This is a genomic window from Shinella pollutisoli (assembly GCF_024609765.1).
Classification (GTDB): domain Bacteria; phylum Pseudomonadota; class Alphaproteobacteria; order Rhizobiales; family Rhizobiaceae; genus Shinella; species Shinella pollutisoli.
The window spans coordinates 36,510-50,360 of sequence record NZ_JANFDG010000007.1; the positions used below are offsets into that span (position 1 = coordinate 36,510).

At 68.8% G+C, this 13,851-nt stretch carries 13 protein-coding genes; 7 read left to right on the forward strand and 6 right to left on the reverse strand.

Annotation, left to right across the window (positions count from 1 at the left end; translation table 11 throughout):
- Positions 1-14 precede the first annotated feature (14 nt).
- Together NNZ72_RS07590 and NNZ72_RS07595 are read left to right on the forward strand one after the other, a co-directional pair.
- Positions 15-1,064, forward strand: coding sequence for a Dyp-type peroxidase (locus NNZ72_RS07590; RefSeq protein WP_257314598.1), 1,050 nt, complete (start codon positions 15-17; stop codon positions 1,062-1,064).
- A complete protein-coding gene (locus NNZ72_RS07595) occupies positions 1,057-1,860 on the forward strand; it encodes a family 1 encapsulin nanocompartment shell protein (RefSeq protein WP_257314599.1) in 804 nt (267 codons plus the stop codon). Before NNZ72_RS07590 ends, NNZ72_RS07595 begins: the two co-directional genes overlap by 8 nt.
- 58 nt (positions 1,861-1,918) lie before the next feature.
- Here NNZ72_RS07595 and NNZ72_RS07600 read toward each other — a convergent pair whose 3' ends face one another.
- From NNZ72_RS07600 to NNZ72_RS07625, 6 genes are read right to left on the reverse strand one after another with little or no spacing between them, the layout of a single operon-like run.
- Positions 1,919-2,341, reverse strand: coding sequence for a GlcG/HbpS family heme-binding protein (locus NNZ72_RS07600; protein ID WP_257314601.1), 423 nt, complete (start codon positions 2,339-2,341; stop codon positions 1,919-1,921).
- Between the two features lie 17 nt (positions 2,342-2,358).
- Positions 2,359-3,135: a hydroxypyruvate isomerase family protein gene (locus NNZ72_RS07605; RefSeq protein ID WP_257314602.1), complete on the reverse strand. Its 777-nt coding sequence runs from the start codon at positions 3,133-3,135 to the stop codon at positions 2,359-2,361.
- Between the two features lie 4 nt (positions 3,136-3,139).
- Positions 3,140-3,772, reverse strand: a complete 633-nt coding sequence (otnC, locus tag NNZ72_RS07610; protein ID WP_257314603.1) for a 3-oxo-tetronate 4-phosphate decarboxylase — start codon at positions 3,770-3,772, stop codon at positions 3,140-3,142.
- Positions 3,769-5,019, reverse strand: coding sequence for a 3-oxo-tetronate kinase (gene otnK / locus NNZ72_RS07615; protein WP_257314604.1), 1,251 nt, complete (start codon positions 5,017-5,019; stop codon positions 3,769-3,771). The genes otnC and otnK overlap by 4 nt, the downstream gene beginning before the upstream one ends.
- A gap of 1 nt (position 5,020) precedes the next feature.
- A complete protein-coding gene (gene denD / locus NNZ72_RS07620; RefSeq protein ID WP_257314605.1) occupies positions 5,021-6,013 on the reverse strand; it encodes a D-erythronate dehydrogenase in 993 nt (330 codons plus the stop codon).
- A 13-nt stretch (positions 6,014-6,026) separates the two neighbouring features.
- Positions 6,027-6,815 (reverse strand): FadR/GntR family transcriptional regulator, encoded by a 789-nt coding sequence (locus NNZ72_RS07625; protein ID WP_257314606.1) that lies wholly within the window; start codon positions 6,813-6,815, stop codon positions 6,027-6,029.
- Positions 6,816-7,293: 478 nt separating this feature from the next.
- Here NNZ72_RS07625 and NNZ72_RS07630 point away from each other — a divergent pair, with 478 nt between their 5' ends.
- From NNZ72_RS07630 to NNZ72_RS07650, 5 genes are all read left to right on the forward strand, one after another.
- Complete coding sequence (locus NNZ72_RS07630; protein ID WP_257314609.1) at positions 7,294-8,817, forward strand: sugar ABC transporter ATP-binding protein; 1,524 nt, start codon at positions 7,294-7,296, stop codon at positions 8,815-8,817.
- 18 nt (positions 8,818-8,835) lie between these two features.
- Positions 8,836-9,903 carry an ABC transporter permease gene (locus tag NNZ72_RS07635; RefSeq protein WP_257314610.1) on the forward strand — a complete coding sequence of 356 codons (1,068 nt, stop codon included), beginning with the start codon at positions 8,836-8,838 and terminating at the stop codon, positions 9,901-9,903.
- A gap of 186 nt (positions 9,904-10,089) precedes the next feature.
- Positions 10,090-11,082 (forward strand): sugar ABC transporter substrate-binding protein, encoded by a 993-nt coding sequence (locus tag NNZ72_RS07640; protein WP_257314612.1) that lies wholly within the window; start codon positions 10,090-10,092, stop codon positions 11,080-11,082.
- 77 nt (positions 11,083-11,159) lie between these two features.
- Positions 11,160-12,413, forward strand: a complete 1,254-nt coding sequence (locus NNZ72_RS07645; RefSeq protein ID WP_257314614.1) for an LVIVD repeat-containing protein — start codon at positions 11,160-11,162, stop codon at positions 12,411-12,413.
- 41 nt (positions 12,414-12,454) lie between these two features.
- Positions 12,455-13,837 (forward strand): FAD-dependent oxidoreductase, encoded by a 1,383-nt coding sequence (locus NNZ72_RS07650; protein WP_257314616.1) that lies wholly within the window; start codon positions 12,455-12,457, stop codon positions 13,835-13,837.
- Positions 13,838-13,851: the final 14 nt, after the last annotated feature.

Sequence of the window (13,851 nt, forward strand, 5' to 3'; positions counted from 1 at the left end):
GGAATGGATAGCGCATGAATGCAGCCCCGTCCCCCGTCGTTTCCCAGCCGGTCGCGACGCGGCTGACGCGGGCGGCCATTTTCCTGGTCGTCACGCTCGCCCCGGGCCGCGAGGCCGAAAACGCCGTGCGGGCGCTCTGTGCGGACCTCTCCGGCCTGCTGCGTGCGGTCGGCTTCCGCGATCTGGAGGGCGGGCTCTCCTGCGTCCTCGGCATCGGCTCGGACGCGTGGGACCGGCTCTTCGGCGCGCCGCGCCCGAAGGACCTGCATCCTTTCCGCGAGATCCGCGCAAAGCACCACGCCGTCTCGACGCCCGGCGATCTCCTGTTCCATGTCCGTGCCACACGCATGGACCTCTGTTTCGAGCTGGCGAGCCGGATCATGGGCCGGCTGGCGGGATTCGTGTCGACCGAGGACGAGGTGCACGGCTTCAGCTATTTCGACGACCGCGACCTGATCGGTTTCGTCGACGGCACGGAAAATCCGGTCGATGCGGCCGCTATCGCGGCGACGATCATCGGCGACGAGGATCCGGGCTTTGCCGGCGGCAGCTATGTGATCGTGCAGAAATACCTGCACGACCTCGAGGGCTGGAACAGGATTCCGGTCGCCGAGCAGGAGCGGATCATCGGCCGCGAAAAGCTCTCCGACATCGAGCTCGACGAGGCCGCGAAGCCGAGCTACGCGCACAACGTGCTGACGAACATCGTCGAGAACGGCGAGCAACTGCAGATCCTGCGCGACAACATGCCCTTCGGCGATATCGGCAAGGGCGAGTTCGGCACCTATTTCATCGGCTATGCGCGCTCGCCGCGGCGCATCGAGACGATGCTGGAGAACATGTTCGTCGGCCGTCCGCCCGGCAATTACGACCGGCTGCTCGACTTCAGCCGCGCCGTCACCGGCACGCTGTTCTTCGTCCCCTCAGCCTCCTTTCTCGACACGGTTTCGCCGGATGCGGCTCCGGTTCTCGATACCGTCGCACCGGCCGCGCAAGACCCGGCGCCGCGCCGCGACGGATCGCTCGGCATAGGCTCTCTCAGGAAAGGGGTTTCCCATGAATAACCTGCATCGCGAACTGGCGCCCATTTCCGAGGCCGCCTGGGCCGAGATCGAGCAGGAGGCGACGCGCACGCTGAAGCGGCACCTCGCCGCCCGCCGCGTCGTCGACATGGTCGGCCCGTCCGGCCCCGGCCTTTCCGCGGTCGGCACCGGCCATGTCACGCCGATCACGCCGCCGTCGGACGGCGTGCAATCGGTGGCGCGCGAGGTCAAGGCGCTGGTCGAGCTTCGCGTGCCTTTCCAGCTCGCCCGCAGCGCCATCGACGACGTGGAGCGCGGCGCGCTCGACAGCGACTGGTCGCCCGTCAAGGAGGCGATGCGCAGGATCGCCTTCGCCGAGGACCGCGCCGTGTTCGATGGCTACGCCGCCGCCGGCATAGAGGGCATCCGCGCGGCGGCGAGCAATCCCGCTTTGCCGCTTCCGGCGGGCGTGAAGCGCTATTCGGACGCGGCGGCGCGGGCGGTCGGCCAGCTCCGGCTCGCCGGCGTCGAGGGACCCTATGCGCTGGTGCTCGGCGCCGATGCCTATATGGCGGCAAGCGGCGGCTCAGACGACGGCTATCCGGTCTTCCATCACCTCGACAAGGTGGCGGACGGCGGCATCATCTGGGCGCCGGCCATCGAGAACGGCCTGGTGCTGTCGCTGCGCGGCGGGGATTTCGAGCTGACCGTGGGGCAGGACTTCTCCATCGGCTATCTCGGCCATTCCGCCGCCACGGTCGATCTCTACGTGCAGGAGAGCTTCACCTTCCGCGTGCTGACGACGGAAGCGGCCGTGCCTCTGACGGCCGAACCGTAGCCGTCGCGTTCAGGCGCCCGACCGTGGACGGCAGGGTCGTCGACGATGCCGCGCGCCTCTACCGCTTGCGGATATCCGTGAGCACCGCGGCACCCACCCGTCCCACGTCGCCATCGGCCTCGTCGCTTGCGCCCGAGACGCCGATCGCGCCGATGATCTCGTCGCCCGCCTTCAGCAGCACGCCGCCGTCGAGCGGGATGCCCTTGGGGATGCAGAGCAGGGCAAGACGGCCTTCGCCTTCGACCACGTCCTGGAAGTCCCGGGTGTGGCGGCGGAACAGCACGGCGGTGCGCGCCTTGAGCGTGGCGATCTCGACGCTGCCGACCTGCGCGCCGTCGTCGCGGTGGAGCAGGACGAGATGGCCGCCGTCGTCGACGATGGCGATCACGAGCCGCAGCTCCAGCCTCTTCGCTTCCGCCTCGCAGGCGGCCGCGATCGTCTTCGCGGCCTCGATGGTCAGCGCGGTTTTCGTGGCGAGCATTCTCTTTCCTCCATTCCTCAAAGCGTGACGTTCAGCGTCCTCGTCCAGGCGAGCCCCTCGTCCGTGCCGGCGCGCGGCTTGTATTCGCAGCCGACCCAGCCGCGATAGCCGAGGCGGTCGAGCTCGGCGAGCACATGGGCGTAGTCGATCTCGCCCTCGTCCGGCTCGGCGCGGCTCGGCACGGCGGCGATCTGGACATGGCCGATCAGCGGAAGGTAGGCGGCGAGCTTGCGGAAGATGTCGCCCTCCGAAACGCCCGCATGGTAGACGTCGAACATGATCCGCACGTTCGGCGCGCCGGTCTGCCCGATGACGTCGGCCTTCTCGGCGATGGTCGAATAGAAGTAGCCCGGCTTGTCGCGCTGGTTGATGCCTTCAAGCAGCAGCGTCGTCTCCGGCGCGAGCGCCGCCGCCTTCCGCAGGTTGCCGATCAGCGTGGCGCGGCCGGCCTCCTTCCGCTCGGGCGCGACGACGCCCGCCATCACGTGGATCGCGCCGGCGCCGGCCGCCTCCGCCCATTCGAGGGCCTGCAGGAAGCCTCGCTCGAAATCCGCCTCGCGGCCGGGCACGGCGCCGAGGCCGAACTCGCCCGCGTCGACGCGGCCGAGCGGCGTGTTGATGCCGAGCAGCAGAAGGCCGTGCCGGCCGCACCGCTCGCGCACGGCTTCCGCCGACACGTCGTAGGGCCAATGCAGCTCTATCGCGCGGAAACCCGCCCGAGCGGCGGCATCGATGCGGTCGAGCAGCGGGCGGTCCGGCCAGAGGAAACCGAGGTTGGCGGAGAATTTCGGCATCGGGTCACCGCAGCTTGAAGGTGGCGTTGAGGTCGGCGACGGCGTCCTGCGACAGGTGCCTCACCGGCATGCCGCGCGTCAGGATCGCGAGCTTCGCCGCTTCCTCCAGCTCCTCGATGGCGAAGACCGCGGCGTCGAGCGTCGCGCCGCAGACGATCGGCCCGTGGTTTTCGAGAAGGGCGGCGCTGTGGCCGGCGACGATCCCGGCGATGAGCCGCTTTCCCTCCGCAGCGCCCGGCCGCGTATAGGGCACGACCGGAACGCGACCCACGCGCATCACGACATAGGGTGTGATCGGCGGCAGCGCGTCCGTCGGGTCGACGTCCGACAGGCAGGACAGCGCGGTCGCGAAGGTCGAGTGGAGATGGACGACGGCGGCGCAGCCCCGGCCCTCGTAGAAGGCGAAGTGGAGCGGGGTTTCCTTGGTCGGCGGATCGCCGGAAATATGGTTGCCGGCGGCATCGAGCTTCGACAGGCGGTCAGCGTCGAGGAAGCCGAGGCAGGAATTCGTCGGCGTCGCGATGAAGCCGTCGTCGACCCGCGCGGTGATGTTGCCGGACGAGCCGGCGGTGAGGCCGCGGTCGAACAGCGACTTGCCCCATCGGACGATGTTCGCGCGGACGGCGGCCTCGCTCATGGTGCACCCACTTGGCGAAGCGCCTTCTCGAAGAAGTCCTCCGCGCCGAAGTTTCCGCTCTTGAGGGCTAGGCCGAGCGGGCCGTCGCGCTCGCCGACGAGCACCGGCACGCCGGGATCGATCTCGCGGCCGACATGCATGCTCGACAGTTCGAGCGCCTCGACGATCGCCCCCGAGGTCTCGCCGCCGCCGACGACGATGCGGCGCGTGCCGGTGTCGGCAAGGCGGCGGGCGAGCGCGGCGAAGAAATCCTCGAACCGTGCCGCGACCGCCGCCCTGCCGAAGCGCGCCTGCGCGTCGGCGACGGCCTCCGGCGCTGCCGTCGAATAGACGATCGGTGTTCGCCGTCCCTGCCGCGCGATCCAGTCCGCGACGCCGTCGACGGAAATTTCGCCCTCCATCAGCGCCGCAGGATCGACGGCGAGGGCAGGGTGGCTCGCGGCGTAGAGCGCCACCTGCCGCTGCGAGGCGGTGGAGCAGGAGCCGCAGAGAACCACGCCCGGGCCGGTCACGGCCGGCACGGCCGCCGCATCCGCGGGGCCGCCGAGCCGTGCCCGAAAATTCCGGGGAAGGCCCTGGGCGATGCCCGATCCGCCCGTGACCAGCCGATGATCCGCCACGGCGGCGCCGATCGTCATCAGGTCCTCGTCCGCGATGGCATCGGCCACGACGAGGCGCCGCCCGGCCGCGGCCTCGGCGGCGAAGGCGGCGCGGACCGCCTCCGGACCGGCGCGGACGGTGTCGAGGAGGATGCTGCCCACGTCTCCCGCCGTCTGGAGCGCCAGCCAGCGCCGGATGTCGGGATCGGTCATCGGCGTCAGGGGATGGTGCCGCATGCCGGTCTCCGACAGGAGGCGGTCGCCGACGAAGAGATGCCCCATGAAGAGCCGCCGGCCCGCGCCCGGGAAGGCCGGGCAGACGACCGCGACCTCGGCGCCCAGCAGGTCGAGCAGCGCCTCGGCGACGGGGCCGATGTTGCCCTGGGGGGTGGAGTCGAAGGTGGAGCAATATTTGAAGACGAGCTGCTCGCAGCCCTGGTCGAGCAGCCAGCGTGCGGCGGCAAGCGACTGGGCGACCGCGTCCCCGACGGGGGCGGAGCGCGTCTTCAGCGCGACGACGCCCGCCTCGCAGTCCGGCGCCGTGCCGCCGAAGCCGGAAAACTGCACCGTCGACATGCCGCCCTTGGCGAGCGTGTTGGCGAGGTCGCTTGCGCCCGTGAAGTCGTCCGCGATGGCACCCAGCAGCATGTCAGGCGTGCTCCCGGACGCGGTTTTCCAGCTCGTCCTCGATATGGACCCGGATGATCTCCTCGAAGGACGTCTCGCCGCGGAAGCCGAGCGCCTCGGCGCGCCGGGCGTCGAAGCTCTGCGGCCAGCCGGCGATGATGGCGGCGATCATCTCGTCGGGCTCGCGGCGGATGAGCTTCGTCGCGGCGTCTCCGGCGACGCGGCGCAGCGCCTCGATCTGGTCGCCCACCGTCGCCGAAAGGCCGGGCATGGTGAGCGTGCGCAACTGGCCGAGCGAGCCGGTGTCGAGCGTCGCGGCGTGCAGCAGGAAGCGGGTCGCGGCGCGCGGGCTTGCGAACCAGTGGCGCACGGTCTCGCTGACGGGGAGGATCGCCTCCTCGCCGATCAGGGGCTCGCGCAGGATTGACGAGAAGAAGCCGGATGCGGCCTTGTTGGGCTTGCCCGGCCGGATCGAGATGGTCGGCAGGCGGATGCCGATGCCGTCGAAGAAGCCCTTGCGCGAATAGTCCGCAAGGAGAAGCTCGCCGATCGCCTTTTGCGTGCCGTAGCTCGTGAGCGGCGTGAGGCAATGGGTGTCGCTGATGACGGGGGGGAGGGGCTCGCCGAAGACCACGATCGAAGAGGTGAAGACGATCCGCGGCGTATAGCTGCGCTTGGCGCCGGCAAGGCGGACGGCCTCGAACAGCGAGCGGGTGCCGTCGAGATTGACGCGGTAGCCCTTCTCGAAGTCCGCCTCCGCCTCGCCGGAGACGATGGCGGCCAGGTGGAATATGACGTCCGGCCGCGAGGCGACGAGGCTGGCGGCAGCGTCGGCGCTGGAGAGGTCGATCGCCATCGCCTCGATCTCGCCGTCGAAGTCGGGCCTTTCCGGCACGACAATGTCGGCGAGCGTCATCCGCCGTATCGGCCGGCCGCCCAGCCTGCCGGCCTCGGCGAGCGCGCAGGAGAGCTTGCGGCCGATCATGCCGGCCGCTCCGATGATCAGAATGTTCATATCGGCCGACTCCTTACTTTCTGCCGGCAGGGACGAAGGGCACGGCCTCGGCGGGCTTCCTGCCCGCTTGTGCGAGGCCGCCTTCATCGACGGCGCGGGATGTGTCGTGAATTCTCAGGATATGTTCGGAAAACGCCGCGGCGACCGCGTCCGGGTTGCGCATCTTCAGCGCCCGCACGATGAAGCGGTGGTCCTCCAGGCTCTTCTCGATCGCACCCGGCTGGCCCATGGCGATGCGGCGATGGTCGAGCATGTAGGTGTAGAGGTCGACGACGAAGTCGGCCAGCAGCCGGTTCGTCGAGGCGTAGTAGATCGTCAGATGGAACTCGCGGTCGCAGATCAGGAAGCGGATCGGGTCGTCGAGCGCCTGCTCCTGCGCGGCGATCGAATCCTCCAGGCGGCGGATGTCGTCCGCGTCGAGGTTGCGCGCCGCGTCGGCGGCGACGGCGGTCTCGACGAGCAGCCGCGCGGCGTGCACCGCCTCGAGGCTGTAGCCGTTGATGGAGGTGGGATTGGTGACGCCGATGCGCTGGGTGCTGATCGTCACGTCGGCCCGGGCGACGCGCGTCCGCGCGCCCTGGGAGACCTGGACGACGCCCTCGCCGGCGAGCAGCTGGATCGCGCCGCGCACCGTCTCCCGGCTGACCGCCAGCATGGTCGAGAGCTCCCGCTCGCTCGGAAGCTCGTCGCCTAGCTGCAGGATGCCCGACGCGATCATGGAGACGATCTTGTCGCGGATCATCTCCTTGGCGGTCTGCTTGTGGATCGTCTCGTGCAGAGGCGATAGCGGAAGGCTGGGCATTGGCTCACCACGACTGGACTGATGTATAGTCCAGTTAAACTATTCGTAGCCGGCTGTCACCTCCCCGGTGTCAAAAAAAAGGCCGCGGCGCGCCGGAGCAAGCGGACGACTGGCGGCCCACGTTGCGCAATGCTGGGCCGAGCATGTATAAAATTGCTTTGATATCATGTGAATAGCAGCTTGTCTCCGTCGTCTTCCGCCGCTGGGCCTGCCGGGGACGGTGACCGGTCGTCGGGTCGCCGCCCGGAATCGGGTCTAAAGACCCGCCCGGCGCGGCTGGCTGCCGGAACACAAAAAACAACTGGTCTGGTGCCTCGACCAGTTGACAAGTTGGGATGCCGCCTCTAGCGTGAAGACCGTCAGCAGCGAAGCCCCGGTTTCGCGACGGGTCCGCTTGAGGAGCGGTACGCCCTGGCAAGGGAGGATCGGAAATGGTTCGGGTTGAGCGCGGCCGGCATCGTACGGCAGGAGACCGGTCGTGAGCGCGGTGGAGGCGCCGGCCGCCGCCCAGCCGGCGGCCGGCGAGCGGCGCGAGATCCTGGTGGCGCGCGGCGTCACCAAGTCCTTCCCGGGCGTCCTTGCCCTCGACAACGTGGATTTCGACGTCCGCTCCGGCGAGGTGACGGCCCTTCTCGGCGAGAACGGCGCCGGCAAGTCGACGCTCATCAAGCTGATGGCCGGCTTCTATACGCCGGATCGCGGCGAGATCACCGTGGACGGCGTGCCGCTGCATGCGGACCCGGCCGCCGCGCACCGCATCGGCGTCGCGACGATCCATCAGGACGCCCATCTCGTGCCCGCCATGTCGGTGGCGGAGAACATCATGCTCGGGCGCTGGCCCGGGCGCTACGGCTGGCTGTCGATGCGCCGGCAGAAGGAGAAGGCGCGCGCGGCGGTCGCCCGGGTGGCGCCGCATCTCAACATCGCGACGCCGGCCGGACGCCTGTCCCCCGCCGACCAGCAGCTCGTCGAGATCGCCCGCGCGATCTCCGAGGATTCGAAGATTCTCGTCATGGACGAGCCGACGACGTCGCTCTCGCCGCCGGAGATCGAGCGGCTCTTCCGCGTGGTGGAGGATCTCAAGGCGAACGGCCTCGGCATCGTCTTCGTATCGCACTGGCTGGAGGAGGTCTTCGCCATCTCCGACCGCGTGACCGTGCTTCGCGACGGCCGGCTTGTCGGGACGAAGCCGATCGGCGAGCTCGACCACGACAAGGTGATCCGCATGATGGTCGGCCGCGAGGTGCGCGAGACGGAACACAAGCCGCGGCCGATCGGCGACGTGGTCATGCGCGTCAGCAACCTGACGCGCGAGGGCCTGCTCGACGACATTTCCTTCGAGGTGCGCGCCGGCGAGATCGTCGGCATGGCGGGCCTGGTCGGCGCGGGGCGCAGCGAGACGGCCTCCTGCGTCTTCGGCATCGATCCCTATGACAGCGGGACGGTGGAGATCGCCGGCCGCCGCGTGCGGCCGAACGATCCGAAGGCGGCGATCGACGCCGGCATCGGCCTCGTGCCCGAGGACCGCCGCCGGCAGGCGCTGGTCGGCCTGATGAGCGTGCGCAGCAACATGACGCTCAGCCTGTTCGACCAGATCTCCCGGCACGGCTTCCTGTCGAGCGCGCTGGAGGAGGAGATCGCCGCGCGCGAGATCCGCAGCCTGGCGGTCAAGACGCCGTCGTCCAAGGTGCGGGTCTCCACGCTGTCGGGCGGCAACCAGCAGAAGGTCGTGCTCGGACGCTGGCTCGCGCGACGGCCGAAGGTGCTGATCCTCGACGAGCCGACGAAGGGCATCGACGTCGGCGCCAAGTCGGAGATCAGCGAGCTGATCCTGCGGCTGGCCGAAAGCGGCATGGCGATCCTGCTGATCAGCTCGGAGCTGCCGGAGATCCTGTCGCTGTCGGACCGCGTGCTGGTGATGCGGTCGGGCCGGATATCCGCCGCGCTCAGCCGGGCGGAGGCGACCAGCGAGACGATCATGAGCTATGCGACGACGGGTTGACGTCGGGGAGAGATTTGAATGGCACTGGAGAACACACCGATGAGCGACGTCGCCCCCGCAGGACACGGCAAGCTGCCCGGACTTCGCGGCCGCATATCGTTCATCGACCTGATGCAGAGCGTCGGCCTTCTGGCGGTCATCCTGCTCGGCGGCGGCATCATGAGCATTTTGAGCCCGGTCTTCGCGACCGTGCGCAACATCGAGAACGTGCTGCAGTCGGCGACGATCATCGCGGTCGTGGCGATCGGCCAGACCTTCGTCATCCTCGTCGCCGGCATCGACCTGTCGGTCGCGTCCGTCCTGGTGCTCTCGTCGGTCCTTTCGGTAGGGCTTGTCCAGTTCCAGGGCTTCTCGCCGGAGATCGGCGTGGCGGTGGCGCTGCTCGCGGGGCTCGGCATCGGGCTGGTCAACGGGCTCGCGGTGACCAAGCTGCGCATTCCCGCGCTGATCGCCACCCTTGCGACGATGACGATCGGCCGCGGCCTCGCCTACATCTATTCCGGCGGCACCAACATCGCGCCGGTGCCGCAGTTCTTCGTCGATCTCCAGGCGGCGCGCATCTTCGGCATTCCGGCGGTGATCGTGCTGACCCTGGTGCTGGCCCTGATCGCGCAGATCGTCCTTTCGCGCACCTCCTTCGGGCGCTCCGTCTATGCGACCGGCGGCAATCCGCTCGCCGCGCGCCTCGCCGGCATCAACACCGAGCGCGTCGTCATCATCGCCTTCATGATCTCCGGCCTGATGTCCGCGATCGCCGGCCTGCTGATCACGGCGCGCTTCGAGGCGGGCGCGGCGACGGCGGCCCAGGGGCTCGAACTTGCCGTCATCGCGGCGGTGGTCATCGGCGGCGTCAGCCTGTTCGGCGGCGAGGGCAACATGGGAAGCATGCTGCTCGGGGTGCTGCTGCTCGGCCTCGTCCAGAACGCGGTCAACCTGCTCAACGTGCCGCCGAACTGGGATTCGGTCGTCTCGGGCCTGGTGATCGCCGCGGCCGCCGCCCTCGACGTCTATCGCCGCAGCTATCTGGAGGCGGGAATGCGCAAGAAGGTGATCGCGACCAAATCGTCGAGATCGCAGAAGAGCTGAACGTTCCGGCGGGGCGCCCGCGTCCCGCCGCACAAGCAAGCCGACGCAAGCGGATGAGACATGCGCCCTTCGGGGCGAACGGGATCGCTTTGCCCGAAGACCGGCGAAGCGGGAATGGCAATACCACCCGGCACGGGTGGCTCACGGGTCCAATTGGGAGGAAACAGGATGGACGCCAAGACCAGAATGCCAACGACACGCCGTACACTCCTGCAGCTTGCGGCCGGTGCCGCCCTGCTGCTGACGGGTACCGCCGCCCTGCCGGGGACGGCCCTTGCCGAGGACAGCGCGCTCAAGGGCAAGAACCTCGCCTATATCGCCTTCGGCCTGCAGTACGAATACCAGGTCACGCTCGTCGACCACGTGAAGAAGCTCGCGGCCGAGAAGGGCATGAACATCTCCGTCTACGACGGCAAGGGCGATCCCTCGACGCAGACGACGCAGATGCTCGACGTGCTGTCCAAGTCGCCGGACATCATCCTGCTCAACCCGGTCGACGCGAAGCTGCTGCAGGGCGGCGTGCGCAAGGCGAACGAGGCGGGCATCCCGCTCTTCATGCTGGAGAACCTGCCGCCGGAAGGCGAATGGATCGCCTACAACACCTTCGACGACGTCGCCGGCGGCCGCGCGGCGGCCGACGCGGTGGCGAAGCTGACCGGCGGCAAGGGCCGCGTCCTGGAGGTCCGCGGCGCGATCGGCTCCGGCCAGTCCGAGAAGCGCTACCAGGGCTTCCACGAGCAGATGGAGGCGAAATATCCCGACATCACGATCGAGACGCTGAAGGCGGAATGGACCGCGGACAACGCCCAGACCCTGACCGTCGACGCCTTCACGCGTGACCCGAACGTCGCGGCGATCTGGGCGCACAACGACGAGATGATCCGCGGCGTCGTCTCGGCGCTGCGCCAGATCGACCGGCTGAAGCTCGCCGGCGAGGAGGGCCACATTCCGGTGATCGGCTTCGACGGCACGCCGCTCGGCCTCCAGCGCATCCGCGAGGGAACGCAGACGGCCGACGTCGGCCAGAACCCGTTCTCGATGGGCACCTCCATCGTCGAGGAGATGGAGAACCATTTCAGCGGCAAGCCGGTGAACAAGACGACGCTCATCCAGCCCGTGATGATCTGGAAGGAGAACGTCGACAGCGAGGAGAACTGGGGCAACATGGTCAAGGGCTGACCTTTTACCCGGAACGGGCAGGGCGCGCCGCGGTGCGCCCTGCCGCATGACGAACGACGACACGAACGGATTGACGCATGACGACAGACATCATGAAACCCGATCACGCCCGCAACATGCGGCTCGTCGGCCATTGCGACCAGGGCGGCCGGCGCGACGGCATCCAGGTGATGGTGGAGGACGGGTTCGCCTATGTCGGGCACCTGTTCAGCCAGGGCTTCTCGATCGTCGACGTGCGCGATCCGGCGAACCCGAGGCCGGCCGGCTACGTCCCGGCGCCGGCCAACACCTGGAACGTGCACCTGCAGGCCGCCGACGGCCTGCTGCTCGTCATCCACGGCAAGGACGTCTTCGCCGACGCCGCCTTCGCCGACGAGGCGGCCTACTACAAGGCCGCCGCCGGCACCGCGCTCGGGACGGCCGCGCCGAAGGCAGAGCGCAACTGGGACGCCGGGCTTGCGGTCTACGACATCGCAAGCAGGCCGGGCGAGCCGCGCCGCATCGGCTTCATGCCGGTCTCCGGCGGCATCCACCGTATCTGGTGGACCGGCGGCCGGTGGGCCTATGTCTCGGCCCTGCTCGACGGCTACACCGACTTCATCTTCATGACCGTCGACATGTCCGACCCGGCCAATCCGCGCGAGGCCGGCCGCTATGCGCTGCCCGGCATGCACCAGGCGGCCGGCGAGACGCCGGCATGGCCGGCGAACGCGAAGTTCGGCCTGCACCATGCCATCGTCGACGGCGACATCGCCTGGGGCGCCTGGCGCGACGCCGGCCTGGTGGTGATGGACGTCTCCGACCGGACCAGGCCGTCGCTGATCCGCCACACCAACTGGTCGCCGCCGTTCCAGGGCGGCACCCACAACTGCCTGCCGATCGCCGGGCGCGACCTGCTCGTCGTCGTCGACGAGGCGGTGCTCGACGATTTCGAGGACGGGCTGAAGAACATCTGGATCTTCGACGTGAAGAACCCCGCCAATCCCGTGCCGATCGCCACCATGCCGCCGCCGTCGGACCAGGATTATACGCACAAGGGCGCCCATTACGGGCCGCACAACATCCATGAGAACCGGCCGGGCAGCTTCCAGAGCACGTCGCTGATCTTCTCGACCTGGCAGAACGCCGGCGTGCGCGTCTACGACATCTCCAACGCCTACCAGCCGAAAGAGGTCGGCGCGCTGGTGCCGCCGCCGCCCGCGGGCCTCATGGACAGGCGCCCCGGCAAGAAGCCGATCATCCAGTCCTGCGACATCTTCGTCGACAGGGCGGGCCTCGCCTACGTGACCGACTACAATGCCGGTCTCTACATCATGGAATATACCGGCTGACCGCGCGGGCCGGATCGACGCTGTCTCGAAAGGAATGACTGATGAACCTGTTCGGCTCTTATGACGTGGTGGTGACCGGCGCCGGCTCCTCCGGCATCGTCGCGGCCATCCGCGCCGCGCGCGAGGGGGCGAGCGTGCTGCTCCTCGAAGGCACCGGCTTCCTCGGCGGCCTCATCACCGGCGGCCGGCTGACCAAGCCGACGGGCCTCATCAACTCGAAGATCTTCGAGGAGATGCTGGACCGCTGCGTCGGCTATCGCGGCGCCGACGGGCGCGTGCGCGAATCCTACTGGGGCAAGTACACCGGCACCTTCGATGCGGAGGTGATGCAGCGCGTCATCATCGAGATGGTGGAGGAATCGGGCATCGAGGTGCTGCTGCGCGCCAACGTCGTGCAGACGGTGATGAAGGACGGCGCCGTGCACGGGCTTCTCATCCGCACCAAGTCCGGCGAGAGCCTGGTGCTGGCGAAGGCCTTCGTCGACGCCTCCGGCGACGGCGACGTCGCCGCGCTCGCCGGAGCGGACTTCATGCTCGGCCGGGAGGGGGACGGGCTGACCCAGCCGATCACCTCCTATTTCCGCGTGCTGAACGTCGACGTGCCGGCTCTGATCGCCGATTGCGAGGAGAACCGCGCCGACATGTGGGAGGTGGTCTATCCGAAGGAGGCGGGCAGCCGCAACGAGGACTACGCCATGGCCGTGCTCCTCACCGGCTTCCAGCAGCGTATCAAGGACAAGGTGGCCGAAGGGTTCGACTGGATCATCCCCAAGGACCACATCACCATGAAGACCGGCCTGATCCCCGGCGAGATCAGCGTCAACGTCACCCGCTTCCAGGGCAACGGCCTCGACGACCGCGACCTCAGCTGCGCCGAGATCGAGATCCGCAAGCAGGCCTATTGTGCCTTCGACTTCCTGCAGCGCTATGTGAAGGGCTTCGAGCAGGCGATCTTCCTCGAGGTCGCGCCCAAGCTCGGGGTGCGGGAGACGCGCCGCGTCACCGGCCCCTACGTGCTGACGGAGGCCGACGTGCGCGGCAACCGCCGCTTCGAGGATGCGATCGGCCTGTGCAACTCGCCGGTCGACGTGCACGAGCCCGGCGGCAGCCGCGCCATCATGGACCATGTCGGCATCGGCTACGGCATTCCCTATCGCTGCCTCGTGCCGCTGAAGGTCGACAACCTGCTTCTGGCCGGGCGCTGCATCTCCGTCGACGAGATCGCCTTCGGCTCGACGCGCAACGTCCCGGCCTGCACCATGACGGGCGAGGCGGCGGCGATCGCCGCCGCCCTGGCCGCGAAGCGCGGCGTGCCGACCTCGCGAATACCGGTGGCCGACGTGCAGGCGCGCCTGCGCGCGCTCGGCGTCTGGCTCGGCACGCCGGAGGAGGCGGTGCCCGACGTGCTGCGGCAGACGGGCTGACGGGGAGGGGAGGC

Bases quoted from the DNA above. Each gene is read 5' to 3' on its own strand.
- NNZ72_RS07650 (WP_257314616.1), top strand. From the start codon at position 12,455: ATGAACCTGTTCGGCTCTTATGACGTGGTGGTGACCGGCGCCGGCTCC.
- NNZ72_RS07600 (WP_257314601.1), bottom strand. From the start codon at position 2,341: ATGCTCGCCACGAAAACCGCGCTGACCATCGAGGCCGCGAAGACGATC.
- otnC (WP_257314603.1), bottom strand. From the start codon at position 3,772: ATGAGCGAGGCCGCCGTCCGCGCGAACATCGTCCGATGGGGCAAGTCG.
- NNZ72_RS07605 (WP_257314602.1), bottom strand. From the start codon at position 3,135: ATGCCGAAATTCTCCGCCAACCTCGGTTTCCTCTGGCCGGACCGCCCG.
- NNZ72_RS07645 (WP_257314614.1), top strand. From the start codon at position 11,160: ATGACGACAGACATCATGAAACCCGATCACGCCCGCAACATGCGGCTC.
- denD (WP_257314605.1), bottom strand. From the start codon at position 6,013: ATGAACATTCTGATCATCGGAGCGGCCGGCATGATCGGCCGCAAGCTC.
- NNZ72_RS07635 (WP_257314610.1), top strand. From the start codon at position 8,836: ATGGCACTGGAGAACACACCGATGAGCGACGTCGCCCCCGCAGGACAC.
- NNZ72_RS07595 (WP_257314599.1), top strand. From the start codon at position 1,057: ATGAATAACCTGCATCGCGAACTGGCGCCCATTTCCGAGGCCGCCTGG.
- NNZ72_RS07590 (WP_257314598.1), top strand. From the start codon at position 15: ATGAATGCAGCCCCGTCCCCCGTCGTTTCCCAGCCGGTCGCGACGCGG.
- NNZ72_RS07625 (WP_257314606.1), bottom strand. From the start codon at position 6,815: ATGCCCAGCCTTCCGCTATCGCCTCTGCACGAGACGATCCACAAGCAG.
- NNZ72_RS07640 (WP_257314612.1), top strand. From the start codon at position 10,090: ATGCCAACGACACGCCGTACACTCCTGCAGCTTGCGGCCGGTGCCGCC.
- otnK (WP_257314604.1), bottom strand. From the start codon at position 5,019: ATGCTGCTGGGTGCCATCGCGGACGACTTCACGGGCGCAAGCGACCTC.